Origin of the sequence: Chlorobaculum tepidum TLS, from assembly GCF_000006985.1 — a bacterium.
Taxonomy (GTDB): domain Bacteria; phylum Bacteroidota; class Chlorobiia; order Chlorobiales; family Chlorobiaceae; genus Chlorobaculum; species Chlorobaculum tepidum.
In genome coordinates this window covers 1,727,706-1,750,644 of record NC_002932.3, presented here as the reverse complement: position 1 = coordinate 1,750,644, position 22,939 = coordinate 1,727,706, and the positions used below count along the sequence as shown (strand labels likewise).

The following is a 22,939-nucleotide window of genomic DNA, read 5'->3' as shown; positions in this document are numbered from 1 at the left end:
AATTACCAGAAGTACAAAAACAAGCTGAGATTATGAAGATCACACTGGTCGGCAATGGCCGCATGGGCCGTCAGATAGCCGACGTCGTTGCCGCCTCGGGTGCACATGTCGTCAACCGTGTGCTCGATGTCAACGACACCATCGATGCCGCTGCGTTCAGCGGGTCGGACGTTATTATCGATTTTACCGTCAGGAGTGCATTTCTCGCCAACTATCCGGCGCTGATTGCCTCCGGTGTGCCGGTCGTGGTGGGCACCACTGGCTGGGACGACGTGATGCCGCAGGTTCGCGAAGAGGTCGTAAAGGCTAGGAGCACAATGCTCTATTCAGCGAACTACTCGCTTGGCGTCAACATCTTTTTCCGGACGCTGCGCGAGGCCGCGCGCCTGATTGCGCCGTTTGAGCAGTTCGATATCGCGCTTTCGGAGCAGCACCATACCGGCAAGGCGGACTTCCCGAGCGGCACGGCGATCAAGGCTGCCGATGAGATTCTGAACTCCAATCCCCGCAAGCGAACTATCGTTCGCGAGCTTCAGGAGGGCAGGAAATTGCAGAGCGACGAATTGCAGGTCGCCTCGATCCGCCTTGGCTCTGTGTTCGGGGTGCATTCCGCGATTATCGATTCGGAATCGGACACCATCGAACTGACTCACACGGCCAAGAACCGCACCGGTTTCGCTTCCGGGGCAGTTCGTGCCGCAGAGTGGCTTGTTCAGCGCCACGCTACGTCGCCGGGCTTCTACACGATGGATGATTTTCTAAACGATCTTTTTTCTGCCTGAAATGGTCGTCGAAACTGTGCCGGGTCGTCCATCGAAAGTATCGGCGCTGCTCGGCGGCGCGGTGCTGCTCGTGCTGACGACGACGCTGCCCTATCTGACCCTGATCAACGCATTTCTGTTTGCCGGTATCATAATTGCCGGCGCGGTGGCGGCGTGGTACTACATCATGCGTAACCAGATCCGCCTAGAGCCTGGCGAGGCTTTCGTGCTTGGCGCGATGAGCGGGTTTATAGGCGGCGCGCTGTCGGTGCTTGTTGCATACCTGCTGGAGAAGTGGTTCGGTTACATCCCCGGTCTCGAAAGTCTCCGGCTTCTGGTTGCATGGGCGACCAGCCTGGCTCCCGAGAACGCAGAAACGTTCCAGCAAATGCTGGCGATGGTGACTGCACCGAAAGACATTGCTCTCTCCGATCTGCTCGTGAGCATGATCCTGACCGGTATGTTCTACGCTCCCTTCGCCGGTCTTGGCGGTCGTGTGACGGTGTTTTTCCTGAAGCGGCAGGCAAGAAAGAGGTGACGGGTGACATGTGATGTGCAGGGGCGACCGGTTGGTCGCCCTTTTACTTTTCAGCCAGCTTGCGGTACCAGCTTCGGTCGATCTTGGCTGAGCCGGGGATGGTCTGCCACTCCTGAATGCGATGAAACGCCACCGGTGTTTTGAGCTTGCCGATCGTGCTTTTCAGGCTGGCGATGATTGTGGCATCGTCAGGCGAGTCGCTCCGGGCTTTGATCCACGCTACCGGTCTCATGCCGTACTCGGCGTCGGGCGCTGGAACCACCACGGCCTCTTCGATGCCTACGATCGATGTCAGCGCTTTTTCGATCTCTTCGGGGTGGATGTTCTCGCCGCCCGAGATGAACATGTTGTCCTTCCTGCCGAGTACGGTCAGCCGCGCGTCCCCCGACAGTTCACCCATGTCGCCTGTGTGGAACCATCCATTTTTGTCTCGCGCCTCGCGCAATTCTCCATTATCGAGATAGCCCATGAAAAGGCACTCGCCTTTGACGAGAATTTCGCCGTCCACTGAAATTGCAACCTCACGGTAAGGGAGCACCACACCGCTGTCGCCCCGCGCCTTGGTGACTGGCGTGGGCGAGGTTGTGACCTGCGTGCTCATTTCGGTCGAGCCGTAGGTGAGGTAGAGCGGTACCCGTTCGCAGATCGCCTCGCGTAGAAGCGGGGCGCTGACCGCGCTGCCTCCGAGCAATAACGCCCTGAGGCTTCGCAGGCGCTCCGGGCCGCCGTCGGCGCGGAGCATCCGGTAGAGCTGCGTCGGCACGAGCGAGAGGTGCGTGACGGGGAAGTGTGTGAGAGACTCAGCAAGCGCCGCATCAGGCGACGGCACGGCCAGCGCGCCGCCTCCGAGGAGGCATTTGAAAAGCATCGAGTAGCCGCCGACGTGGTAGAGCGGGAGCGAAAGCAGCCAGCAGTCGCCCGGCCCGAAGGGCAGGTTTTGCGCGGAACCCATCGCGCTGTGGTAGTGGTTTGAGAGGCTGTGCACGGCGGCTTTCGGCTTGCCGGAGCTGGCCGAGGTGTGGATGACCGAGACGGGCCGTTCCATCTCCGTCGCGGCGGTGAAGGTCGCGCCCGTCCGGGCGATCGCGTCGGCGACGAAGGCGTCGAGCTTTGCCGCGTCGAGCGTCATCGCCGGATTCAGCCGCGCGAGCACGCCCTCGATGTGATTTGCCGGAAACCGGTGGTTCACCGGCGCGGCGACGGCGCCCATGCGCATGAGCGCCATCAGCGAGAGCACGAGCGCCGGGCTGTTCGGCGCGACAAGCGCAACGATGTCGCCGCGCCGGATGCTGCTCGCTTCGAACGCAGTGGCGATGCGAGCCGTGTCGCCATCGAGGTCGGCGAAGCTCCAGCGCCGTTCGTCGGTGATGAGCGCGGGTTGGTCGCCGAAGGTTTGTGCGGCCTGGGTTACAAGCTCCATGACTTGACGGTTTCGATCATGTCGGGTCTCACGCGCAAGCTGTCGCGCCATGCGGCTGCGGGATCGGCGAATCCGTCCGGCGTGGCGAAGGGTGTGGCGGTGAGGTCGCGGGCGAGAAAGCTCGCCGTGTCGAGACCTGATGCCGCCGGAGCTGGCGACGAGACGGCGGCCATGAGCGCGTAGAGCCCGAGGCTGACGCTGCTCTCGAAAGCTGAGCTGTAAACCGCCTGCAACCCCATCCGGTGCGCTTTGGCCGCAAGGTCGAGCGATTTCGCGATGCCGCCGATGCAGTTCGGCTTGAGCACGAGCGCGCCGAGTGGGTCGGGGCCGATCTCGTCGAGCAGCTCCGGGCGCTGCCAGAGCGACTCGTCAAGCGCCGACGGCAGACCGGTAGCGGCGTGGAAGTCGGAAATCAGCGCCGCATCGGTCAGCGGCTCCTCGATGTAGGCGACGCAACCCGGCGGCAGGGCTTTGCCGAACGCGACCGCCTCGTCGAATTCGAGCGACTGGTTGGCGTCGAGCCGCAGCTCCGCCTTGTCGCCGAAAGCCTCGTGCAGGGCGCGGATGCAGGCGACGGCTCCGTCGAGCTCTCCTTTGCGCACCTTCAGCTTGAAGGCGCGGAATCCCTCGGCGTAGCGCTTCGCTGCGCGGTTGAGCACGGCTTGCGGATCCCCAGCTAGCAGCGCGTTGACAGGGATTTTCGATGCTGGAGGGAATTCGTCAGTGAAAGACGGAAGCGAGCTGCGCTCAGTCGCTTCGAGGTTGATGAGCGCCATCTCGATACCGGTCGTCACCGACGGTGGCAGCGCTGCCTCGTCGAGCAGGCGTTGCCGACCATCGGATGCGTTCCAGTCGAGTCGTGAAAGTTCGGGAATGAATGTGGCAAGAGCCTGCAAGGCCTCGTCGAGTGACTCCGTGTGCAGACCGATGAGGGGGGCGACTTCGCCATACGCTGTCACCCCCTCACTTTTCAGGCGCAGGAGCAACCCCTGGCGTCTGGCGAGAAGCACTCCTCGGACGGTGACCGGCGCGGTGAAATCCATTTCATACCGGCAGATGTCGGCATGAAGCGGCTTCACGGGCGTTTCGGGAACTTGCTGAAATCGGGTTTGCGCTTCTCGACGAAGGCGTTGCGGCCCTCCTGTCCCTCCTCGCTCATGTAATAGAGCAGGGTGGCGTTGCCCGCAAGCTCCTGCAACCCAGCCTGACCGTCGCAGTCGGCGTTGAGCGCGGCCTTGAGGCAGCGGATGGCGAGCGGCGAGTTGGCGAGAATTTCGCGGCACCACTGGATGGTCTCTTCTTCAAGCTTTTCGAGTGGCACGACGGTGTTGACCAAGCCCATGTCGAGCGCCTCTTGCGCGTTGTACTGGCGGCAGAGGTACCAGATTTCGCGGGCCTTTTTTTGACCGACCAGACGCGCCATGTAGCTCGCGCCCCAGCCGCCGTCGAATGAGCCGACGCGTGGGCCGGTCTGGCCGAAACGGGCGTTTTCCGCCGCGATGGTGAGGTCGCAGAGCATGTGCAGCACGTGGCCTCCGCCGATGGCGTAGCCCGCCACCATTGCGATGATCGGCTTCGGGCAGGTGCGGATGTCGCGCTGGAAATCGAGCACGTTGAGCTTGTTCACGCCTTTTTCGTCGGCGTATCCTGCGTTGCCGCGAATCTTTTGGTCACCGCCGGAGCAGAACGCGAGGTCGCCCGCACCGGTCAGGATGATGACGCCGATCTGGCTGTCGTTACGCGCATCCTGAAGCGCCTCGATCATCTGATCCACCGTCTGCGGGCGGAACGCATTGCGCCGCTCCGGTCGGTTGATGGTGATTTTGGCGATCCCTTCTTCGGTCTTGTGGTAGAGAATGTCGGAGTACTCTCCGGCTGTAATCCAGTTGACTGTGCTCATATCTGAAATCTCGATGGTAGTTGATGAAAATCGGCGTTGCCCCGGCTCTACAGGCAAAAGAGCTGAAATATAAACAATCCCCGTTGATTAGAGAGGCGTGACGGCGGAATGGGACTTACAGGTCATCGTGGGAAATGCTGTTGTGGGGATGCGTTTCGATAAACCGCTCCACGCTCGCAAGAAAACGCTCCGGCTCTTCGATGTGCAGCGTGTGGCCGCAGTGTTCGAAGAGTTCGAGGCTTGAGGATGGGCAAAGTTCAACCACCTGCTTTGCGATATCCACGTACTTTGCATCCTTTTCGCCGACGCAGAAAAGCATCGGCAGGCGGTTGCCGGGGAGTTTGTCCCAGAACGATGGCTGATTGCCCGTGCCGAGCAGGCGCAGCGCGCGGGCGAGATTTTGCGGTGTACCCTGCTTGCGTTGCGCCTCGACCTCGCGGAACAGCGAGTGGCTTTTCAGCGTCGAAAAAAGCGGCTGGTCGTACCAGAACCCGATGAACCCCTCGAAATTCCGCTCGATCTTGCGGGCGATTCCCTCGTCGCTTTTTCGGCGCGATGCTCGCTTTTCGTCCGTCTGTAGTCCAGGCGACGACGACACGATTATCGCCTTCGAGAACAGCTCCGGATAGAGCAACGCCAGCGCCAGTCCGATCCGGCCGCCCATCGAATAGCCCACCAGCACGCACGGCTCCGCGCGCAAACGCCGGATATTGCTCTTCAGCGCTTCGACTGTCTGCATGAAAAACAGCTTCGGATCGCCATCCGCCGGAATTCCCGCCTCACCATGACCCGGCAGATCGACGAGGATGCTGCAAAAGCGATTCTCAAGCTTTCGGGCAAATGAAAGCCAGTCGCTTCCTGAGCCGAGGAAGCCGTGCAGAAACACGATTTTCGGTAGCGCCGGGTCGCCGACGGTGGTGAGGTGGAGGGAAATGGTGGTCATTGCTGTGGTGATTTCAGGCCGTTCGCTTTTTTGCTAATATATGACAACGCCACAAAGAGCTGTTTTTTTTGAACCCGGAAACTGCACAGTCTCATGGGCAACACAGAGTGATTACCGTACCGGCAAGATTGTCGAGGGGATCAAAAAGGCTGAAATGGTTCTCGACAACCGGGTGGCGGTTGCAGCTGGCGATTGGGTTTGCCGGGTGTTGCATCCGGCGTCGCCGGAGACGCAGACGGTGTTTCTCGATGAACTTGCCGAGGCGATGGCTGGTTCCGGAAAGGCGGAGGTCGTAACGGTAGCGGAAGCTGTCGAGATCATCTCGGCAGTCTCGTCACCGTATTTATCGCCTCGATGGTTAGCGGCAAATATCTCGAACGCTACGCGGCCTGGCCGAGGGACTGCGTTTTCTGCAAGGCTGAGCGAGCCGGGATCAATTGGTTCGGTTTGTCTCGGGACTCTCTGATTTGAAACGCTTCTTCTAATGGCTTCCGATCTGCCTTTTGTCGAATATGCCTGCGAGCAGATGGGGCGGCGGGCGCGATCACGTTCTGCAAGATGTTCGGCGAGTACGCGATCTACCGCGAGGGGAAGGTGGTGGCGCTGGTGTGCGATAACCGGCTCTTTGTGAAGGCGACCGTTGCCGGGCGGGAGGTTGCCAGGTCGCTTGCCGAATCCCGCCTTATCAGGGAGCGAAGCCGTATCTGCTGGTTGGGGAAGAGCTTGAGGATCGCGAGTGGCTCTCGAACCTCATCCGGGTGACGGAACGGGAGTTGCCTGAGCCGAAGGAGCGCAAAAAGAGGTTTCGGTAATCGCCCCGTCGAGGGTTGGCGATCAAACCGCAGAGCGCCATTTAACACCTAAAGTCAGCTAGAGTATATCAGCGTTGCAGAATCGATTCACGATCAACAAGGCAACCGTTGTGGATGTTGAAGCGGTGGCTTCGATGGTTGGCGAGTTGCTGTCGGAGATCATGCAGGCCATCGGCGTTCCGGTGTTCGACGTCGCTTCCGATGAAACGGCGGCGCGTCTCCGGGACTTTCTTGAAACCGGACGTTATGTGGTGTTCGTGGCTGTCGATGGACGTGATGAGCCGGTTGGTTTCATCGCGCTGTACGAAAGTTGCGCCCTCTATGCCGGAGGTGTTTTCGGTACTATTCCCGAGCTGTATGTACGTCCGGAGTGCCGCGGTCTGGGGGTTGGGCAAGGGCTGCTGAAGGCGGCCAGGGAGTTCGGAAAGTCTTGTGGCTGGAAGCGTCTTGAAGTCACCACTCTACCACTGCCGGAGTTCGACCGGACGCTTGCCTTCTACGAACAGGAGGGGTTCGAGCTGACAGGCGGCCGCAAATTGAAGGTGTTACTCTGAGACCGTATCGCGAAAGTTCGACGATACATTCAGAAAAATTTTTTTTCATGGATCAAGCGGTTTGTTATGGACGCCCTATCTCTGCTCATCGATCAGTTCCGCCACATGGCCTGGGCGGATGCGCTGGTTTTGACTACGATTATCGCCAGCCCTGAGGCTGAACGGGATGGCTACATCCTTGGCAAGCTGCGCCACTTGCATGTGGTGCAGAAGATTTTTCTCGATGTTCTGCGAAACAGCCCGATCAATCCTCAGGAAACGAACGATCTCGATGTCAAGGCTTTGTCCAATTTCTCGCAGGATGTTCACGTTGGGTCGATGCGCTTGCTCGCCGCGCTGACTCCGGTGGAGCTGGAGCGCGTCATCAAATTGCCGTGGTCGAAGACGGCCACCAAAAAGCTCGGCTTCGAGGTGGCCGAACACTCTCTCGCTGACGCGCTTGTGCAGGTTCCAGAGCACAGCGCCTACCATCGCGGCCAGATCGCCGCCCGGCTTCGCGAGCTTGGCGTCGATCCACCCATGACCGACTACATCGCCTGGATATGGCGGCACAAGCCGGACGCGGCGTGGCCCTGTTCAGCTTGATCTTATTGCTTTGAATTACTGTGAGCTGCCAAAGACAGCCGCCAATTTCCATCTCCCGTCCTACCTCGCCCGCATGGGCTTTGAGGGCGATCCGTCGCCTGGTTTCGCTACGCTGAAGTGTTTTTCGCTGATATGCTCTGAATGACCGTTTTACCGGGAGCAGTCAGCTTTTTCAAAAACCGGGTCGAGTCGCGCCTTGAGCGAGCGGTGCAGAAGGAGGTTTTTCTCCCGGTCGCTTCTGATTTCGATGATGAGGCTTTTTTTTGTTGTGAGCGCTTCTGCGTAGAGCTGTGTGAAATCGCCGTTTGTCTCCGGGCAGGCGTAGTCGATGCCGAAGGTGCGGGCGGCGGATTCGATGCTGAAGTTCTGCGGTGTGGCAAAGCACTCGTCGAGCCGGTCGGTCTGCGAAGCGATGGGCAGGAAGGAGAAAATGCTGCCGCCGTGGTTGTTTAGCACGATGACGATGAGCGGGTTCCACGGGTGGTTGAGCAGGCAGAGGGCGTTCAGGTCGTGCAGGAAGGAGATGTCGCCGATGAGCAGCGTCGTCGGTTTGCCGAGGCCCGCCGAGAATCCGGCGGCGGTCGAGATGATGCCGTCGATGCCGCTGACCCCCCGGTTGAGCGCCACCTGCAATGGTTTCTGCGCTACTGGCGCGGCGTACAGATCCATGTCTCGCGCGGGCATACTGTTTGCGACGAAGAGCGCGTGCCCGTCTCCGGCGAGCGATGAAACGATGCGCGGCGCGGAGATTTCGCTGACTGCAAGCTCCGGCACGCAGGCCATTTTATCGATTATACCGGAGGCTGCTGAAAATGCGTCGCGGCATCTGATGCCCGGCACCGGCTCTCGGCACCCTTCGAGCGCCGAAGCGACGGCTGCGGGCGAAGCTTCGAGAGTCAGCGTGACGTTGTGGTCGGGGTCGAAGCGTCCGGGATGCTCACGGACAACCACGTAATGCAGGGGCGGCTGTTTCCGCAATGCCATGGCGGGCTGCTTGCCGATGACATGGCCACCGAAATGGATTACTACATCGGGCTGAAAGCGCTCGACGAAGGCTTCATTCTGGAAGGCGAGCTGCCAGGGCGTGCAGTCCGATGAAAGCCGGATGCCGGAGGTGAGATCAGCGAAGAGCGGCACACCGAGCGATTCGGCTAGCGCCGCTACTGCCTCGCCATCCGCCGCGTTCGACATGCTTCCGGCCACGAACAGCGGCCGTTCAGCCTGTGCAAGTAACTCCCGCAGCGTCACGATACTCTCTGCGCTTGGTTCGTGCAGCGGACGCGCGAAGCGGCTCCACGGTTCGCCGGAGGCCTGCCACGTTTCGAGCGGCGCGGCCCACGGATGACCGGGATCGGGCGCTTCGGGTTCGAGCGGTTCGCGGAACGGCAGGTTCAGATGCACCGGGCCTGCGGGGAGGCTGAGGCTTTTTCTGACGGCGTGATCCACCGTCGAAAGCAGCGAGGCGAGCGGCGTCGCAATGCCGGGTTCGGGCAGCTCGAAGCTCCAGCGTGTGTAGCTTCCGAAAATATTCTGCTGGCGGATGGCCTGGTTCGCGCCGCATTCGAGCAACTCGAAGGGGCGGTCAGCAGAGAGCACGAGCATTGGCTGCGCGTCCGCCGATGCTTCGACGACGGCGGGGAAGTAGTTGGCCACAGCGGTGCCGGAGGTGCAGACGAGCACGGCGGGCATTCCGGTCGCTCTTGCGTACCCAAGCGCGTAGAATCCCGCCGAGCGCTCGTCGGGGAACATCCTGAATCGCGCTTTCGGATTCGAGGCTACGGCAAGGGTCAGCGGCGTCGAGCGTGAGCCGGGGGAGATACAGAAAAATCCGGCCTCCTGCCGGATCAGTTCCTCGACGATGACCGCGCACCAGAGCGTGGTGATCTGCTTGCTGTTCATGAGGTCTGCTGCGTTATGGCAAGAATGTCCCCGATTTTCTGATCGACCTCTTCCCACTCTGACTCCGGATTCGATCCACGAACCAGTCCTGCACCGGAGTAGAGATAGACGCGGTCATCATTGACGAGTGCCGAGCGGATGCCGACCGCAAACTCCGCTGCGTCGCGGTTGAGCCAGCCCACTGGCGCGGCGTACCAGCCACGGCAGAACGGCTCGATCGACAGAATCAGCGACATTGCCTTTTCCCTCGGCACGCCGCCGACCGCCGGAGTTGGATGAAGCTGACGCAGCACGGTGCTGTCGTTGCTGAACTCCGGAAGAAGCCTGGCCTTGCATTTGGCCAGGAGATGGGCGAGGCGGTTGAGCTGGAGCACGCCGACCTTCTCCTGCATGTCGATGTCGCTGCATACCGGCTGCAACTCGCGATAAATCGTGTCCTTGACGAAGCGGTGCTCACGGATGTCCTTTTCGGAGTTCAGCAGCAACTCGGAAGCAATGCTGTCGTCCGCCTTGAGCGCCTCTTTGGTGACCGTGCCTGCGAGCGCTTCGGTTTCGAGCATGTCGCCGTCGCGGCGGTAGAGCCGTTCAGGCGTGAAGCTGATGAAGGCGTGTCCCTCGACTGGCTCGAAGTAGAAACGGTACGCGGTATTCTCGGGAAATGGATAGTCGAGCAGGAAACGGATGGCAGGAACCTTGCCTGCGAAAGAAAGTTCAGTCTGCCGGGCGAGGATCACCTTGTCGAGTTTTCCCTCATCGAAATTTCTCAGAATCGTCTCGCAGTTCTCGATCCATTGCGCCTTGTCGGGGCAATAGGAGACCTGCGTCATTTCCGGAATCCCGGCAGTCTCTGGCGCGTCTCCGGCGGAGACTGCCGACAAGGCTGCCAAGAGCTGTTCGAGCCCTTTCTGACGGTCGTTGCCTGGCTCCAGCCACAGCGAGCAGGTCATCAGTGTCTGGCCGTCGCGGTATTCGATGCTGACAAGCGGCAATATGAAAAGGCCGGGGCTGAAAGCGCTCCAGAGTTTGTTCTGCTTCTGGAGATTGTTGAAGCAGAAACCGCCGATGTATCTGGCGTGCGGATTTTTCCGCGTCATGGCCTCTTCGAGCACGAGGAAGCTGCGGTCGTTGGGGCCGCTTTCGGTGATCTCGATACGGTCAGCTTCTCCGATACCGGCAATCCACTCGCTTTTCTCGCGGTTCATCCAGAACAGCCTCGGGAAAAGCCTCTGCGCCGACAGCCACCGCGTGGCGTCAACCTCGCCGAGCGGCGCCGAGAAGCGCTCCAGCATCGGCTGCCCGCTAACGGCAGGTGAGCCGTCTCGTTGCCGCATCGCGGCTTTTACCGATGCTTCGAGGAGTTGAAGCGCCTTTTGCATCATAGGGATACTGTCGTCCGCCTGCATGGGATTACGAGGTTCATTTTCCGGCCTTGTCAGGCACATCGTTTTGCAGGTGCCGCTCAAGGGAGACGGCAAGATAATTGTTTTTGGTCTGAAGCCATTTATGGATTTTTCGGGCTTCATCGATTTTTCCCATTTTAATGTAGCAGACCGCCATCGAGTACCAGGCCTCCTGGAAGGAGTAGCTGTTATCGATCGCCTTCTGGTATGAGGCTACCGCATCGTTATAACGATTGAGCTGGAAATAGACGTTGCCGAGATCGAACTGGCGGAGCGAGTCGTCCGGCGCGATGTCAACCCGTTTCTGCATCCACGGCAGCGCCGCGTTAAACTCTTTCTTGTCGAAATAGGCCGCGCCGAGCGCCGAGTAGGCCTCGTCGAGACCGGGTTCGAGCTTGATGGCTCTGCGGTAAGCCTGGATGGCGTCGTCAAAACGCTGCTGGCGAGCGTACTCCTTGCCGAGGTTCAGGTAGCCTCTTGCATCTTCGGGGTTCTGCCAGACCGTCTGTTGCAACTCCTTGATGCGGGCCTCCCTGGTGTTACAGGCGGAAAGTCCGGCAAGGCAAAGCAGAATGAGGAGCGGGCGGAAGAGAGCCGCGACGAGGCGGTATGGGTTCGAGCTTCGTGTCATAGGCTTCAATATAGCGACTGGTTTATTTTTCTGCTAACCCGCCTTAATCGCCTGCTGTTTTCGTCCTTCGCCCCAGGTAGGGCGAAGCGCGCTGTTGGCGGGGGCCAATTTTTTGCACACTTTTCTGAAAGCGCTTGACGCTTGAATCCAACAATAAACAATAGAGTCATGAAAACTGAAATACATGTCAGCGGAATGCGCTGCTCCGGTTGCGAAATGCTGGTCAGCGAAGCGCTCGAAGAGATGGAAGGGGTGCAAAAGGCCAGTGCGTCCCATCAGACAGGCGTTGTCAACGTCGAGTACGACGAGTCAAAGGCTGATCTCGAATTGATCAAGAAGGTGATCGAGGAGCAGGGATTCAGGGTAACTGCGTGAAGGCCGAGTGGCGCAATTCCTGAAATAAAAAAAAGCCCCTAGGTTTCCAGAGGCTTTTCGGGGGGGGGGGGGAAACGGTGCGGAGCTGACGGGGCTCGAACCCGCGACCTCCTGCGTGACAGGCAGGCGCTCTAACCAGACTGAGCTACAGCTCCGTTCCTTTTGGGTTGACAAATGTAGAAAACGGGATCGTTGTTTCCAAAAAAAAATTTCTTTTTTGTCACGAATTGCCATCGCCATGAGCTGGAAGGACAGAACGCGTGACGGGAATAAGGATAATACCGGGAGTTTCGTAAATTCAAAGCCGTAGTGACGGCAAGCTTTGCTTCCGGAGGCGTTCTTATTTCTGTAAACGCAAAAGGTCACACGCTCATGAGTGATTCAGACCACCGCAATTCGCTGACGATCATCGATAACCGTACCGGCAAATCGTACGAGCTTCCGATTGAAAACGGCACCATCCGCACCATGGATCTTCGCAAGATCAAGGAGTCGGAGGATGATTTCGGTCTTCTCGGCTACGATCCCGCGTTTCTGAACACCTGCTCCTGCAAGAGCACGATCACCTTCATCGATGGTGACAAGGGCATCCTGCGCTATCGCGGCTATCCGATCGAGCAGCTCGCCGAAAAAAGCTCGTTCCTCGAAACGGCCTACCTGCTCATCAAGGGCGAGCTTCCAGACAAGGAGCGTCTCGCGGTCTGGACCTACAACATCCGTCACCACACCATGACCCACGCCAACCTGACCAAGTTCATGGATGGCTTCCGCTACGATGCCCATCCGATGGGCATCCTCGTGGGCACGCTGGGCGCGCTTTCAACCTTCTACCCCGACGCCAAGAATGTCGGCGAGGAGGAGTCGCGCAAGCTCCAGGTGCGGCGGCTGATCGGCAAGATGCCGACGCTCGCGGCGATGAGCTTCCGGCACAGCCTCGGTTTCCCCTACGTGCTGCCCGACAACGATCTGAGCTACGCAGGCAACTTTCTCTCCATGATGTTCCGCATGACGGAAAAAAACTACAAGCCCAATCCTGTGCTCGAACATGCGCTCGACGTGCTTTTCATTCTGCACGCCGACCACGAGCAGAACTGTTCGACCAACGCCGTGCGCTCGGTGAGCAGCTCGATGGTCGATCCCTACTCGGCCATCGCCGCCGGTTGTGCCGCGCTTTACGGCCCGCTACACGGCGGAGCGAACGAGGCGGTGATCCACATGCTCAAACAGATCGGTTCCGTCGATAAAATCCCGGAGTTCATCAAGTTGGTCAAGAGCGGCGAGGGACGCCTGATGGGCTTCGGCCACCGCGTTTACAAGAATTACGATCCACGTGCGCGGATCATCAAGAAGATCGCCTTCGATGTGTTCGAGGAAACCGGGCGCAATCCGCTGCTCGATATCGCCATCGAGCTGGAGCGGATCGCACTCGAAGACGATTACTTCATCCAGCGCAAGCTCTACCCGAACGTCGATTTCTACTCCGGTCTCATCTACCAGGCGATGGGCTTTCCGACCGAGATGTTCCCGGTGCTGTTCGCCATCGGACGCACGCCGGGGTGGCTCGCGCAGTGGATCGAGCACGTCAAGGATCCGGAGCAGAAGATCGCCCGACCGCGCCAGATTTACCTCGGCGAGAAGTGCCGCGATTACGTGCCGATCGACGAGCGGCCGAGAAAAGGGGATGACGAGCAGAAATTTGGTATCTGCCGGCTCTGATTCCGGTCTGCTAAATGCAAAGTATTTGTTTGAATTAAATCGATTTACACCATGTCTGTCACCACAAAGGATGTTGCCTACATCGCCGAACTTGCCCGCCTGAAGTTCACCGACGCCGAGCAGGAGAAGATGGCCAGCGAGCTGAACATGATTCTGCACTACATCGAGAAGCTCAACGGGATCGATACCGAAGGCGTCGAGCCGCTGAGCACCATTCACGACCAGATCAATGTGCTGCGTGCTGACGTCGAGCATACGCCGCTCTCGAATGACGAGGCGCTGAAAAATGCTCCCGACAGTCAGGATCGCTTTTTCAAGGTGCCGAAGGTTATCGGCTGAAGCAATCCGCAATGTCCCCGATCAGCCAGAAGGGCGAGGCCGTCTGCCTCTCCGTGCGTGTGCAGCCCCGCTCCTCGAAAAGCGGGGTTGCGGGCATGTACGGCGAGCAGCTCAAAATTTGCCTCAAATCGGCGCCGGTCGATAACGCGGCCAACAAGGAGTGCTGCGAGCTGCTCGCCAAGGCGCTCGGTGTGCCGCGTTCAAGCGTGTCGGTGATGAAGGGCGCAAGCTCCCGCAGCAAGGTGTTGAAGGTCGAAGGCGTTACGCCCGCCGCTGTGCGCGAGGCGCTTGTCGGGATGCTTGGCGATGAAGCGGAGGCTGGCGCATGAGAACGGTTGTCCAGCAGGTGCGCGAGGCGAGCGTCTCCATCGGCGGTGAGCTGCACAGCTCCATCGGTACGGGGCTGCTGGTGCTTGCCGGAATCTCGCGCGACGACACGGCGGACGACCTCGCCTGGATGAGCCGCAAGATTCCGAATCTGCGCATTTTTGAGGATGAGAAGGGGAAGATGAACCGCTCGCTCAAAGATATTGGCGGCGCACTGCTCGTGGTCTCGCAATTTACGCTTTACGCCGACGCCAGCCGCGGCAATCGCCCTGGCTTTTCCGAATCCGCGCCGCCGGAGCTTGCCAGAGTGCTGTTTGACCGCTTCGTCGAGTCGATCCGCCACGAGGCCGGGTGCCCGGTCGAGACCGGCGTGTTCGGCGCAGACATGCAGGTGTCGCTGGTCAACGACGGCCCGGTCACCATCATTCTCGAATCACCAAAAAAACCATGAACGCCGTCATCGTCATTCCCGCCCGTCTTAGCTCCAGCCGTCTGAAAGAGAAAATGCTTGCCGATCTCGAAGGCGAGCCGCTCATCGTGCGCACCTGGCAGCAAGCGACGAAATCGCGCCTTGCGAGCCGCGTGGTGGTGGCGACCGACAGCGAGCGCATCTTTGCGGTGCTTCGCGAGGCCGGCGCGGAGGTGGTGATGACCTCGCCTGACCTCACCTGCGGCACCGACCGCATCGCCGAGGCCGCTGAACAGGTGGGTGGCGACGTATTCGTCAATCTCCAGGGCGACGAACCACTCATCGACCCGGCGACTATCGACCTTGCCATCGCGCCCTTTTTCGGGGAGGGCCCGCTGCCCGACTGCACCACCCTGGTTTTCCCGCTCAAGCCTGATGAACGGCAGATCATCGACGATCCACACGTGGTCAAGGCCGTGCTCGACACTCGCGGCAATGCGCTCTACTTCTCGCGCAGCCCGATTCCGTACCGCCGTGAAACCCTGCCCGATACGAAATACTACCGCCACATCGGCCTCTACGCCTTCCGCGCCGACGTGCTCAAAGCCTTCGTTGCGCTCCCGCCCTCGATGCTCGAACGCGCCGAATCCCTCGAACAACTCCGCCTCCTCGAAAACGGCTACCGCATTCGCTGCATCGAAACAACGACGGATACGCCGGGCGTGAACACCGAGGAGGAGCTGGAAGAGGTGCGCAGGCTGTTCAGGGAGCGGTTTGGAGCGTGAATTGGTGAAACATCGTAACCTGCTTTGACGAGTCGTATGATTAAAAAGATAAAAGCTTTTTTTGCCGGTGCGGGCATTGGAGCCCTTGGAGGTTTGATTGGTCTTGGCGGAGCGGAATTTCGTTTGCCGCTTTTACTTGGCATGTTTGCTTTTCCTCCGCTGGAAGCCGTCATCCTCAACAAGGCAATGAGTCTTCTGGTGGTTGCCTCGGCCCTGCCGTTCAGGGCCGCTACCATCTCCTGGGAGACTCTGTTCGCGCACTGGACGATCGTTGTCAATCTTCTCGCTGGCAGTTTGGCCGGGGCCTGGGCGGGTGCCAGCTGGGCGACAAAATTGCGAAGTGAAACGCTCTACCGGGTTATAGCAATACTGCTGCTCGGCATTGCGCTTGTGTTGCTGACCGGACACCAGACAACCACAACCGGAACACCTTTGTTTGATTCGCCAGCCCTGCTGATGACAACAGGTGTTATTGCGGGCCTGGGCATCGGCATCGTTGCAGCTCTTCTTGGCGTGGCCGGTGGTGAGCTGCTTATACCTGTCATCGTTTTCCTGTTCGGGGCGGACATCAAACTTGCGGGAAGTTTGTCGCTCGCCGTCAGCCTGCCAACCATGCTGGTCAGCTTTGCGCGTTACAGCAAGGATAGCAGCTTTGTGGTTCTTGGTGCGAACAAATCATTTGTCCTGATTATGGCTATCGGCTCGATTGCTGGTGCCTGGCTCGGCTCTCGGTTGCTCGGCATTGTCCCCGACAGTTATCTGCTGCCGATGCTTGCCGCAATTTTGTTGATTTCAGCGCTTAAAGTGTGGAAGCACAAATAACTCCCTGCAAAGCGTAGCCGGCAATTTTTACTCCGTCACCCTAGCTTCTCTTTGCCCGTCGTGGAAGGTGAGACCTATCTTCGCGTCAGCTTCGAGTGATTTTGCTGAAGTGACGTAGCGGTCGTCCTGCGTTACCAGTGCGAAGCCGCGTTTGAGGGTTCGGTTGATGTCGAGCATTGCCAGCCTGTCGGCAGCGGCGGTGAGTTGCTGTTCGCGGTCGCGCACTTTTTCGGCGATGGCTCGTTTCATCTCTTTTTCCATCAGCGCCAGCCGCTCCTCGAACTGGCCGAGCATCTGCACCGGGCGGTTGAAGGCGTAGCTGCTGGTGATGGAGTCCACCTGGAGTTGTGCTCCGGAAATCAAGCCTTCCATCAGAATTGATTGCCGGTTGACGAGGTTGTCGATCAGGCGAAGCAGTTCCTCGCGGTCGGGCACGGCGCGTTCGGCGGCGATGGAGGGCGTGCCTGCGCGGAGGTCGGCTACCATGTCGGCCACCGAGAGGTCGGTTTCGTGGCCGACGGCGCTGATCACCGGAATTGCCGAGCGGTAGATCGCTTCGGCCACCGCTTCGTCGTTGAAGGCTTGCAGGTCTTCCGACGAGCCGCCGCCTCGCGCCACGATGAGCACGTCGGGCTTGTGCTCCGGCTTTGGCGGGTCGTTGAAGTAGCGGAGCGCCCGCACGATCGATTCGACGGCTCGCTCGCCCTGCACCTGCACCGGGTAGAGCAGCAGCTCCGCCGCGGGGAAGCGCCGCGCGAAAACGTCGCTCATGTCACGGATCACCGCCCCGGTGGGTGAGGTGATCATGCCGATGCGGCGCGGGATGCGCGGGATCGGCTTTTTGCGCTCGGCGTCGAACCAGCCCGCCTTGGCGAGTTTGGCGATCAGCCGTTCGAGCGCGAGGCGCTGTTCGCCTTCGCCGGTTTCGAAGAGCGCCGTGCAGATGAGCTGGTAGCGACCAGCGGGCGGCCAGACCTCCAGCCGCCCCTCGGCGATCACTTCGAGCCCGTCACGCAGCTCCAGCGGAGAGCGGGCGCGAACGCTCTTCCAGATCACCGCCGGAATTTGCGCTTCGCTGTCCTTGAGCGTCAGATAGACGTGGCCGGAGCTGTGTTGCTTGACGTTCGACAGCTCGCCCTTCACCCGCACGAAGGGGAAGAGGCTCTCCAGCTCGTTCTTGATGGCGCGGGTCAGCTCGCCAACGCTTTGCGCGGTTTTGATCATACGGTCACGGTTTTTCAGGAACTTACGCTTTTTCAACCTGTTTCCCGCGTCGGGCGGAGGGCCGACCTTTGGTGGGGATGTGTTATATTCGAACTTGACGTTTCACTCATCATCGGAGAATGCAATGGCCGCTCAGACCGCAGCCGACATCCTTGCCAGGCTTCTCGGCATCGGGCCGGATGAGGCGCAGCACCAGCTCGACCGTTTTGCGGGCGGCATGACGGCGGAGCTGCTCGACCGCAAGCGCCTCGCCGTCGGTGGGCTGGGCGTTTTTTCGGTCGTGCACGAACAGGCGACGAGGCAGACGACCGCTTCGGGGACACGCTACCAGCCTCCGAGGGATCGGGTGGCGTTCGAAGCGCGGAAGGAGCTGACGGGCGACGCCGAACGCATCGCGAGCGTTCGGCTCGGCATGGAGGCGAGCGAGGCGCGGCGGCTGGCCAAGGCGCTCGGCGAGCTGTTCGAGGCGATGAAAAAGGGGACGGGCCGGTTTGAATTGCGCGGATTCGGTTCGTTCACGCTGGTGTCGGGCGCATTGCGCTTCCAGCCGGAAAGCTCGCTCGAAGCGCTGCTCAACATCGGCTACGGCGACCTGAAGGAGGTCGTCATTGCCGACCACTCCGCTGAAAAAGAGACGTTACCGGCTCCGGAGAAGCCGGGAGGATTGAAAAAGGCGGCGCTGTTCGTCGCGGCGGTCTTGATGCTTGCCAGCGGCTGGTTTCTCTACCGGCAGTTCGCGCCGGACGGCGTCGATGCGTTGCCGTCCGCCGGTAGCTCCGCGGAGTCCGGCGTCGCAGCGCCCGTGGCGTCGAGTGCGCTGAGCGCTCCGCTGTCCTCGAAAGCACCGGAAAGCGTTCAGGCATCGCCGGATTCGCTCATCCTTCAGAAGGGGCGATACACAGTGATTGTCGCGACCTTCAATACCCGAAAGGTCGTCCGGCAGGAGATAGCGCGGCTTTCGGAGATGGGTCACCGGGTCTGGTGCTGGCCGGTCACTTCCGGGGGAAGCCGCTATTACCGGCTCGTGATCGGTGATTTTGAGACGCGGAAGGCGGCGCTCGACAGCATGAAGTCGATGCCGAAGGGGCTGTCGAGTCACAGCTATATTCAGCAAGCACCAAAAAATGTTGTTTTGTATGGAGAACAAGGCTTGTAACAAATTGCATCCTCAATCGATGTGCCCCGCGTTCGGCGGTCTGCGCGTGCTCATGCGCATCGACGGCGCACAGGTCTGCATGGCCGCCGACCAGGGCTGCCTTTACGGACTGACCTTCGTGTCGCACTTCTACGCCGCGCGGCGCTCGATTGTGTCGCCGGAGCTGATGAACGCACAGATTTCCGGCGGTACGATGATCGACGACGTGCGCTGCACCATCGAAAAGATTGCTGAAGACCCGTCGGTGCGCTTCATTCCGGTGGTGAGCACCTGCGTCGCCGAGACGGCGGGTATCGCCGAGGAGTTGCTGCCGAAGCGGGTCGGCAACGCTGATGTGCTGCTTGTGCGGCTTCCGGCGTTCCAGATTCGGACGCACCCCGAGGCGAAGGATGTGGCCGTCTCGTCGCTGGTGAAGCGGTTCGGCGCGTTTGGTGAGCCGAAAAAGGGCAAGACGCTCGTGGTGCTTGGCGAAATTTTCCCGGTCGATGCGATGATGATCGGCGGCGTGTTGCAGAAGATCGGCGTCGAGTCGGTCATCACGCTGCCCGGCGCTGACCTCGACGACTACGTGCAGGCGGGGCGCGCGTCGGCCTGCGCGGTGCTGCACCCCTTTTACGAGCGGACGGCGGCGCTCTTCGAGTCGGCGGGAGTGAAGATCGTGGGCGGCAATCCCATCGGCGCGAACGCCACCGGCCAGTGGATCGAGCGGATCGGCGAGGCGCTCGACCTTGATCCGGAGACCGTCAAAACCGTTGCCGAGGAGGAGCGGCAGAAGGCCAAGGGTATGATGGCCGGATTCGCTGAAAGGATGCACGGCTCGGTGATCGTCGCGGGCTACGAGGGCAACGAGTTGCCGCTGGTGCGCCTGTTGCTCGAAGCGGGCCTCGACGTGCCCTACGCCTCGACCTCCATCGCCCGCACCGCGCTCGGCGAGGAGGATCACCGCCTGCTGACGATGCTCGGCACCGAGGTGCGCTACCGGAAATATCTCGAAGAGGACATGGAGGCCGTGCTGGAGCACAAGCCCGACCTGGTGATCGGCACCACCTCGCTCGACAGCTTCGCCAAGGAGCACGGCATTCCGGCTATCTACTACACCAACAACATCTCCGCCCGCCCGATCTTCTTTGCCTCCGGCGCGGCGTCGGTACTCGGTATGATTGCTGGGCTGCTCGAAAAGCGGGAAATTTACGGAAGGATGAAGGAGTATTTTATGCCGTCGGCGTGAGGGGGTTGGTTGGCTGTTTGGATATGAAAAAAGCCGGGGGTTCCCGGCTTTTTCAGACAAGTATATGCAAATGTGGGCGATTGCGAGCTTCAAACGTATCAAACCGTGAAAAATTAAAGCGGGCTACTACCGCCTTTAAAGTTACTACTATCTCGCCCATTTTGTCTATACAGTGTTAGTGGCTGCCATTATTCCCTAAGGGTAAATACCCCGCCGTTTACGGCGTAAAGTATTCAAGTATTGCCTTCAAGATACCCCGCTGCTTGCGGCGGGGTTCTTCATTGATTGACCGAAAATTATCTATAAAATGGCTCTTCGCAGAATATCGTGGGTAAATGGTGAATATAGGTCAATCGACTGAGGCACGGCCAAAACGAATGCACTCTGCAAAGAGTGTCGGGCCAAAGGATAAATCACCGTAACTCTTTGTCATATGATGAGTTATACATGTCTTTGACTGAACTGTTAAACTTGTTTATCAGGGTGGTCATGTGAGCATCCTTCATGCCACCTACGATAATCTGCGAAGAACCCCTTGGTGAAACCAATAGGCGGATAACTTCATTATCTTGCTGCATTTTAATCACTAATGTCAAGTTCAATTTTTCATCCATGATCGCTGCCGCCGCTCCCTCTAAAGCCATACTTCTGCTCTCCTGCCCCGACCGCGTGGGTCTTGTGGCGCGAATTGCCAACTTTATCTACGAGCGCGGTGGAAACATTCTCGACCTCAACGAGCATGTCGATGTGGATGAACGGCAATTCTTTCTCCGCGTTTCGTGGAGTCTTGACCACTTCTCGATTCCTGCTGAAGACCTCGAATCGGCATTTGCGCCGCTGGGCCGAGAATTCAGGGCGAACTGGCAGATTCGCCTCTCTGGCAAGCGGAGCCGGATGGCGGTTTTCGTCTCGAAATACGACCACTGCCTGCGCGAGATTCTCTGGCGGCACAGCCTCGGCGAGTTCGATATCGACCTCCCGCTCGTCATCTCCAATCATCCCGATCTCGCGCCGCTCGTCGAAGCGCACGGCATACCGTTCCACGTCATTCCGGTGACGCCTGAAGCCAAAGCAGCAGCTGAGCAGCGGCAGATGGCTTTGTGCGATGAGCATGGCATTGACACCATCGTGCTGGCGCGGTACATGCAGGTGCTCTCGCCGGAGTTTACACGGCGCTGGGTGGGCCGGATCATTAACATTCACCACTCGTTTCTTCCGGCCTTTGTCGGCGGCAACCCGTACCGGCAAGCCTACCGGCGGGGCGTGAAGCTGATCGGCGCGACCAGCCACTACGTCACCGACGAGTTGGACGAAGGGCCGATCATCGAGCAAGATATCATCCGCATCACGCACCGCGACACGCTTGAAGACCTCGTGCGGAAAGGGCGCGACCTCGAACGGCTCGTGCTGGCGCGCGCCCTGCGGCTGCACTGCGACCACCGGATACTGCTCAACGGGCGCAAAACCGTCGTGTTCGACTGAGCTGATCCGTCCGGCGGGAATTTCCCGGGCCGCTCGAACAGTTCCTGTAAGACGAAGTATTGTTTGTCAGATCGGAATCCGAATGAGCGAGCACCATCACGACCATAGTCACGATCACGGTCACGCCGGGCATCAGTACCACGCAGTCGGGAGCATCCAGATCGCATTTTTCATGAACTTCGGCTTCACGATCCTCGAAGCCATCGGCGGCGTCATGACCAACAGCACGGCGATTCTCGCCAACGCCGTGCACGACTTTGGCGACTCTATCGCCGTCGGTCAGGCTTGGTATTTCGAAAAGCTTTCGGGCCGCACGGGCGACAAGCGCTACTCCTATGGCTACCAGCGCTTCTCGATCTTTGGTGCGCTCGTCAGCGCACTCATGATGCTCGCCAGCTCCTTCCTCGTGCTGGTCGAGGCGGTGCCGCGCCTGCTTCATCCAGAGCATCCGAATGCCAAAGGTATGGTTGCTTTCGCGCTGGTTGGCGTGGCCGTCAACGCGCTCGCTATGCTGCGCCTCAAGGGGCAGGCCGGCATGAACGCCCGCGTCATTGCGCTGCACCTGCTCGAAGACGTGCTCGGCTGGCTCTCGGTTTTGCTGGTTTCTGTGGTGTTGCTTTTCACCTCTTTGCCGATACTCGACCCGCTGCTCGCCATCGTCATCACGCTCTACATCCTCACCGGCGTGGTGAAGAATCTCCGCGCAATGGTTCCCGTCTTCCTGCAAGCCGTGCCAAGCGAGCTCAGCCTCGACAAGGTTGTCGCCGACATTCAGCAGACCGAGCACGTCACCGGCGTTCACCACGCCCATCTCTGGTCGCTCGACGGCCAGCGCACAGTCTTCACCGCTCACCTCGAAATCGGCTGCGATGTCAACCCTGCCGAATACGCCAGCATCAAAGAGGAGATTCGCAAGCTCGTCGCCCGCCACGGTATTTACCACTCCACCGTAGAGCTCGAATACCCCGGCGAAGTGTGCCGCAACGAGTCGCATAAAGACGGGTAGGGGGAGGACATCCGGAACTTTGAGGCGGGGATTTTGTTGTTCCTGAAAAAAACGGGAGAACACCGATGAAAAAACTCTTTTTGCCTATGCTGCTTTGGATGGCTGCGCTTGCCGGTTGCGCGAGTGCGCCGGAGGGGATTGTGGCGGTGGATAACTTCAAGCTCGACCGCTATCTTGGCACTTGGTACGAAATTGCCCGAATCGACAACTGGTTTGAGCGCGGCTCCGACCATGTTTCGGCCACCTACACCCTGCGCGACGACGGCAAGGTTCAGGTGCTCAACAAGGGCTACTATCCCGACAAAAAGAAGTGGAAAACCGCCAAAGGCAAAGCCAAATTCGCCGGAAGTCCCAACGTTGGAGCGCTGAAGGTTTCATTTTTCGGCCCCTTCTACGGTCCGTACAATGTCTTCGCCCTTGACCGCGAAAACTACTCGTGGGCAATGGTCACAGCCTCCAGCCGCGACTACTTCTGGATTTTAGCCAGAACCCCGCAGATCGACGACGCGCTCTACGAAAAGCTCCTCGAAAAGGCAAAGTCGCAGGGCTTCGACACGGCCAAGGTTATGCGTACCCTGCAGTAGTTGACTCGGTGGGTTGCATGGATGTTGTGGAAATCATTGCAAT

The 22,939-nt window shown here is 59.5% G+C and carries 26 protein-coding genes, 1 tRNA gene and 1 pseudogene; 17 read left to right on the top strand and 11 right to left on the bottom strand.

Annotation, left to right across the window (positions count from 1 at the left end; all coding sequences use genetic code 11):
- Positions 1 to 32 precede the first annotated feature (32 nt).
- Positions 33 to 782: a 4-hydroxy-tetrahydrodipicolinate reductase gene (gene dapB, locus AYT24_RS08370; RefSeq protein ID WP_010933509.1), complete on the top strand. Its 750-nt coding sequence runs from the start codon at positions 33 to 35 to the stop codon at positions 780 to 782.
- A gap of 1 nt (position 783) precedes the next feature.
- Positions 784 to 1,299: a hypothetical protein gene (locus tag AYT24_RS08365; protein ID WP_010933508.1), complete on the top strand. Its 516-nt coding sequence runs from the start codon at positions 784 to 786 to the stop codon at positions 1,297 to 1,299.
- Positions 1,300 to 1,342: 43 nt separating this feature from the next.
- Here AYT24_RS08365 and menE read toward each other — a convergent pair whose 3' ends face one another.
- The 5 genes from menE to AYT24_RS10565 form a co-directional block, all read right to left on the bottom strand.
- Positions 1,343 to 2,719 carry an o-succinylbenzoate--CoA ligase gene (gene menE / locus AYT24_RS08360; protein ID WP_010933507.1) on the bottom strand — a complete coding sequence of 459 codons (1,377 nt, stop codon included), beginning with the start codon at positions 2,717 to 2,719 and terminating at the stop codon, positions 1,343 to 1,345.
- Positions 2,707 to 3,798, bottom strand: a complete 1,092-nt coding sequence (gene menC / locus AYT24_RS08355; RefSeq protein WP_010933506.1) for an o-succinylbenzoate synthase — start codon at positions 3,796 to 3,798, stop codon at positions 2,707 to 2,709. Before menC ends, menE begins: the two co-directional genes overlap by 13 nt.
- Positions 3,795 to 4,619, bottom strand: a complete 825-nt coding sequence (gene menB / locus AYT24_RS08350) for a 1,4-dihydroxy-2-naphthoyl-CoA synthase (protein ID WP_164927101.1) — start codon at positions 4,617 to 4,619, stop codon at positions 3,795 to 3,797. Before menB ends, menC begins: the two co-directional genes overlap by 4 nt.
- Positions 4,620 to 4,734: 115 nt before the next feature.
- Positions 4,735 to 5,562, bottom strand: a complete 828-nt coding sequence (gene menH, locus AYT24_RS08345) for a 2-succinyl-6-hydroxy-2,4-cyclohexadiene-1-carboxylate synthase (protein WP_010933504.1) — start codon at positions 5,560 to 5,562, stop codon at positions 4,735 to 4,737.
- 111 nt (positions 5,563 to 5,673) lie between these two features.
- Positions 5,674 to 5,883 (bottom strand): hypothetical protein, encoded by a 210-nt coding sequence (locus AYT24_RS10565; RefSeq protein WP_226986801.1) that lies wholly within the window; start codon positions 5,881 to 5,883, stop codon positions 5,674 to 5,676.
- 163 nt (positions 5,884 to 6,046) lie between these two features.
- Between AYT24_RS10565 and AYT24_RS08340 the strand changes: the two are divergent.
- The 3 genes and pseudogenes from AYT24_RS08340 to AYT24_RS08330 all read left to right on the top strand — a co-directional run bounded on the left by AYT24_RS08340 (position 6,047) and on the right by AYT24_RS08330 (position 7,513).
- Positions 6,047 to 6,374, top strand: a pseudogene (locus AYT24_RS08340) (TfoX/Sxy family protein).
- Between the two features lie 110 nt (positions 6,375 to 6,484).
- The gene (locus AYT24_RS08335) at positions 6,485 to 6,928 is read left to right on the top strand and encodes a GNAT family N-acetyltransferase (RefSeq protein WP_010933501.1); all 444 of its coding nucleotides are present in this window, start codon (positions 6,485 to 6,487) and stop codon (positions 6,926 to 6,928) included.
- A 66-nt stretch (positions 6,929 to 6,994) separates the two neighbouring features.
- Positions 6,995 to 7,513 carry a DinB family protein gene (locus tag AYT24_RS08330; protein WP_010933500.1) on the top strand — a complete coding sequence of 173 codons (519 nt, stop codon included), beginning with the start codon at positions 6,995 to 6,997 and terminating at the stop codon, positions 7,511 to 7,513.
- A 150-nt stretch (positions 7,514 to 7,663) separates the two neighbouring features.
- On the opposite strand, the gene menD is transcribed toward AYT24_RS08330, so the two are convergent.
- From menD to AYT24_RS08315, 3 genes are read right to left on the bottom strand one after another with little or no spacing between them, the layout of a single operon-like run.
- Positions 7,664 to 9,412 carry a 2-succinyl-5-enolpyruvyl-6-hydroxy-3-cyclohexene-1-carboxylic-acid synthase gene (gene menD / locus AYT24_RS08325; protein WP_164927100.1) on the bottom strand — a complete coding sequence of 583 codons (1,749 nt, stop codon included), beginning with the start codon at positions 9,410 to 9,412 and terminating at the stop codon, positions 7,664 to 7,666.
- Positions 9,409 to 10,815 (bottom strand): isochorismate synthase, encoded by a 1,407-nt coding sequence (locus tag AYT24_RS08320; protein ID WP_164927099.1) that lies wholly within the window; start codon positions 10,813 to 10,815, stop codon positions 9,409 to 9,411. The genes menD and AYT24_RS08320 overlap by 4 nt, the downstream gene beginning before the upstream one ends.
- Positions 10,816 to 10,828: 13 nt before the next feature.
- Complete coding sequence (locus AYT24_RS08315; RefSeq protein ID WP_164927098.1) at positions 10,829 to 11,443, bottom strand: tetratricopeptide repeat protein; 615 nt, start codon at positions 11,441 to 11,443, stop codon at positions 10,829 to 10,831.
- 168 nt (positions 11,444 to 11,611) lie between these two features.
- Here AYT24_RS08315 and AYT24_RS08310 point away from each other — a divergent pair, with 168 nt between their 5' ends.
- Complete coding sequence (locus tag AYT24_RS08310) at positions 11,612 to 11,818, top strand: heavy-metal-associated domain-containing protein (protein WP_010933495.1); 207 nt, start codon at positions 11,612 to 11,614, stop codon at positions 11,816 to 11,818.
- A gap of 80 nt (positions 11,819 to 11,898) precedes the next feature.
- Here AYT24_RS08310 and AYT24_RS08305 read toward each other — a convergent pair.
- Positions 11,899 to 11,973, bottom strand: a tRNA-Asp gene (locus AYT24_RS08305).
- 217 nt (positions 11,974 to 12,190) lie between these two features.
- Between AYT24_RS08305 and AYT24_RS08300 the strand changes: the two genes are divergently transcribed.
- From AYT24_RS08300 to AYT24_RS08275, 6 genes are read left to right on the top strand one after another with little or no spacing between them, the layout of a single operon-like run.
- Positions 12,191 to 13,534: a citrate synthase gene (locus AYT24_RS08300; protein ID WP_010933494.1), complete on the top strand. Its 1,344-nt coding sequence runs from the start codon at positions 12,191 to 12,193 to the stop codon at positions 13,532 to 13,534.
- Between the two features lie 51 nt (positions 13,535 to 13,585).
- On the top strand, positions 13,586 to 13,873 hold the full coding sequence (gene gatC / locus AYT24_RS08295; RefSeq protein WP_010933493.1) for an Asp-tRNA(Asn)/Glu-tRNA(Gln) amidotransferase subunit GatC: 288 nt from the start codon (positions 13,586 to 13,588) through the stop codon (positions 13,871 to 13,873).
- An 11-nt stretch (positions 13,874 to 13,884) separates the two neighbouring features.
- On the top strand, positions 13,885 to 14,202 hold the full coding sequence (locus tag AYT24_RS08290) for a DUF167 domain-containing protein (protein ID WP_010933492.1): 318 nt from the start codon (positions 13,885 to 13,887) through the stop codon (positions 14,200 to 14,202).
- Positions 14,199 to 14,651 carry a D-aminoacyl-tRNA deacylase gene (dtd, locus tag AYT24_RS08285; protein ID WP_010933491.1) on the top strand — a complete coding sequence of 151 codons (453 nt, stop codon included), beginning with the start codon at positions 14,199 to 14,201 and terminating at the stop codon, positions 14,649 to 14,651. Before AYT24_RS08290 ends, dtd begins: the two co-directional genes overlap by 4 nt.
- A complete protein-coding gene (gene kdsB, locus AYT24_RS08280) occupies positions 14,648 to 15,394 on the top strand; it encodes a 3-deoxy-manno-octulosonate cytidylyltransferase (RefSeq protein ID WP_010933490.1) in 747 nt (248 codons plus the stop codon). The genes dtd and kdsB overlap by 4 nt, the downstream gene beginning before the upstream one ends.
- Before the next feature lie 36 nt (positions 15,395 to 15,430).
- Entirely contained in the window at positions 15,431 to 16,216 is a 786-nt protein-coding gene (locus tag AYT24_RS08275) for a sulfite exporter TauE/SafE family protein (protein WP_164927097.1), read from the top strand.
- A gap of 27 nt (positions 16,217 to 16,243) precedes the next feature.
- Here the strand turns inward: AYT24_RS08275 and xseA are convergent, their stop codons facing one another.
- Complete coding sequence (gene xseA / locus AYT24_RS08270; RefSeq protein WP_010933488.1) at positions 16,244 to 17,440, bottom strand: exodeoxyribonuclease VII large subunit; 1,197 nt, start codon at positions 17,438 to 17,440, stop codon at positions 16,244 to 16,246.
- A gap of 124 nt (positions 17,441 to 17,564) precedes the next feature.
- Here xseA and AYT24_RS08265 point away from each other — a divergent pair, with 124 nt between their 5' ends.
- Complete coding sequence (locus tag AYT24_RS08265) at positions 17,565 to 18,596, top strand: SPOR domain-containing protein (RefSeq protein WP_164927096.1); 1,032 nt, start codon at positions 17,565 to 17,567, stop codon at positions 18,594 to 18,596.
- The gene (gene bchY / locus AYT24_RS08260; RefSeq protein WP_164927095.1) at positions 18,577 to 19,824 is read left to right on the top strand and encodes a chlorophyllide a reductase subunit Y; all 1,248 of its coding nucleotides are present in this window, start codon (positions 18,577 to 18,579) and stop codon (positions 19,822 to 19,824) included. Before AYT24_RS08265 ends, bchY begins: the two co-directional genes overlap by 20 nt.
- A gap of 413 nt (positions 19,825 to 20,237) precedes the next feature.
- Here the strand turns inward: bchY and AYT24_RS08255 are convergent, their stop codons facing one another.
- Positions 20,238 to 20,468 carry a hypothetical protein gene (locus tag AYT24_RS08255; protein WP_164927094.1) on the bottom strand — a complete coding sequence of 77 codons (231 nt, stop codon included), beginning with the start codon at positions 20,466 to 20,468 and terminating at the stop codon, positions 20,238 to 20,240.
- Here AYT24_RS08255 and purU point away from each other — a divergent pair.
- The 3 genes from purU to AYT24_RS08240 all read left to right on the top strand — a co-directional run bounded on the left by purU (position 20,437) and on the right by AYT24_RS08240 (position 22,896).
- Positions 20,437 to 21,306 (top strand): formyltetrahydrofolate deformylase, encoded by an 870-nt coding sequence (gene purU, locus AYT24_RS08250; protein ID WP_010933485.1) that lies wholly within the window; start codon positions 20,437 to 20,439, stop codon positions 21,304 to 21,306. The genes AYT24_RS08255 and purU overlap by 32 nt on opposite strands.
- Positions 21,307 to 21,388: 82 nt before the next feature.
- Positions 21,389 to 22,312 carry a cation diffusion facilitator family transporter gene (locus AYT24_RS08245; protein WP_010933484.1) on the top strand — a complete coding sequence of 308 codons (924 nt, stop codon included), beginning with the start codon at positions 21,389 to 21,391 and terminating at the stop codon, positions 22,310 to 22,312.
- Between the two features lie 65 nt (positions 22,313 to 22,377).
- The gene (locus tag AYT24_RS08240; protein WP_010933483.1) at positions 22,378 to 22,896 is read left to right on the top strand and encodes a lipocalin family protein; all 519 of its coding nucleotides are present in this window, start codon (positions 22,378 to 22,380) and stop codon (positions 22,894 to 22,896) included.
- The last annotated feature ends 43 nt before the right edge of the window (positions 22,897 to 22,939 follow it).

Bases quoted from the DNA above. Each gene is read 5' to 3' on its own strand.
- dapB (WP_010933509.1), top strand. From the start codon at position 33: ATGAAGATCACACTGGTCGGCAATGGCCGCATGGGCCGTCAGATAGCC.
- AYT24_RS08365 (WP_010933508.1), top strand. From the start codon at position 784: ATGGTCGTCGAAACTGTGCCGGGTCGTCCATCGAAAGTATCGGCGCTG.
- menE (WP_010933507.1), bottom strand. From the start codon at position 2,719: ATGGAGCTTGTAACCCAGGCCGCACAAACCTTCGGCGACCAACCCGCG.
- menB (WP_164927101.1), bottom strand. From the start codon at position 4,619: ATGAGCACAGTCAACTGGATTACAGCCGGAGAGTACTCCGACATTCTC.
- menH (WP_010933504.1), bottom strand. From the start codon at position 5,562: ATGACCACCATTTCCCTCCACCTCACCACCGTCGGCGACCCGGCGCTA.
- AYT24_RS10565 (WP_226986801.1), bottom strand. From the start codon at position 5,883: ATGATCTCGACAGCTTCCGCTACCGTTACGACCTCCGCCTTTCCGGAA.
- AYT24_RS08330 (WP_010933500.1), top strand. From the start codon at position 6,995: ATGGACGCCCTATCTCTGCTCATCGATCAGTTCCGCCACATGGCCTGG.
- menD (WP_164927100.1), bottom strand. From the start codon at position 9,412: ATGAACAGCAAGCAGATCACCACGCTCTGGTGCGCGGTCATCGTCGAG.
- AYT24_RS08320 (WP_164927099.1), bottom strand. From the start codon at position 10,815: ATGCAGGCGGACGACAGTATCCCTATGATGCAAAAGGCGCTTCAACTC.
- AYT24_RS08315 (WP_164927098.1), bottom strand. From the start codon at position 11,443: ATGACACGAAGCTCGAACCCATACCGCCTCGTCGCGGCTCTCTTCCGC.
- AYT24_RS08310 (WP_010933495.1), top strand. From the start codon at position 11,612: ATGAAAACTGAAATACATGTCAGCGGAATGCGCTGCTCCGGTTGCGAA.
- AYT24_RS08300 (WP_010933494.1), top strand. From the start codon at position 12,191: ATGAGTGATTCAGACCACCGCAATTCGCTGACGATCATCGATAACCGT.
- gatC (WP_010933493.1), top strand. From the start codon at position 13,586: ATGTCTGTCACCACAAAGGATGTTGCCTACATCGCCGAACTTGCCCGC.
- AYT24_RS08290 (WP_010933492.1), top strand. From the start codon at position 13,885: ATGTCCCCGATCAGCCAGAAGGGCGAGGCCGTCTGCCTCTCCGTGCGT.
- dtd (WP_010933491.1), top strand. From the start codon at position 14,199: ATGAGAACGGTTGTCCAGCAGGTGCGCGAGGCGAGCGTCTCCATCGGC.
- kdsB (WP_010933490.1), top strand. From the start codon at position 14,648: ATGAACGCCGTCATCGTCATTCCCGCCCGTCTTAGCTCCAGCCGTCTG.
- AYT24_RS08275 (WP_164927097.1), top strand. From the start codon at position 15,431: ATGATTAAAAAGATAAAAGCTTTTTTTGCCGGTGCGGGCATTGGAGCC.
- xseA (WP_010933488.1), bottom strand. From the start codon at position 17,440: ATGATCAAAACCGCGCAAAGCGTTGGCGAGCTGACCCGCGCCATCAAG.
- AYT24_RS08265 (WP_164927096.1), top strand. From the start codon at position 17,565: ATGGCCGCTCAGACCGCAGCCGACATCCTTGCCAGGCTTCTCGGCATC.
- bchY (WP_164927095.1), top strand. From the start codon at position 18,577: ATGGAGAACAAGGCTTGTAACAAATTGCATCCTCAATCGATGTGCCCC.
- purU (WP_010933485.1), top strand. From the start codon at position 20,437: ATGATCGCTGCCGCCGCTCCCTCTAAAGCCATACTTCTGCTCTCCTGC.
- AYT24_RS08255 (WP_164927094.1), bottom strand. From the start codon at position 20,468: ATGGCTTTAGAGGGAGCGGCGGCAGCGATCATGGATGAAAAATTGAAC.
- AYT24_RS08245 (WP_010933484.1), top strand. From the start codon at position 21,389: ATGAGCGAGCACCATCACGACCATAGTCACGATCACGGTCACGCCGGG.
- AYT24_RS08240 (WP_010933483.1), top strand. From the start codon at position 22,378: ATGAAAAAACTCTTTTTGCCTATGCTGCTTTGGATGGCTGCGCTTGCC.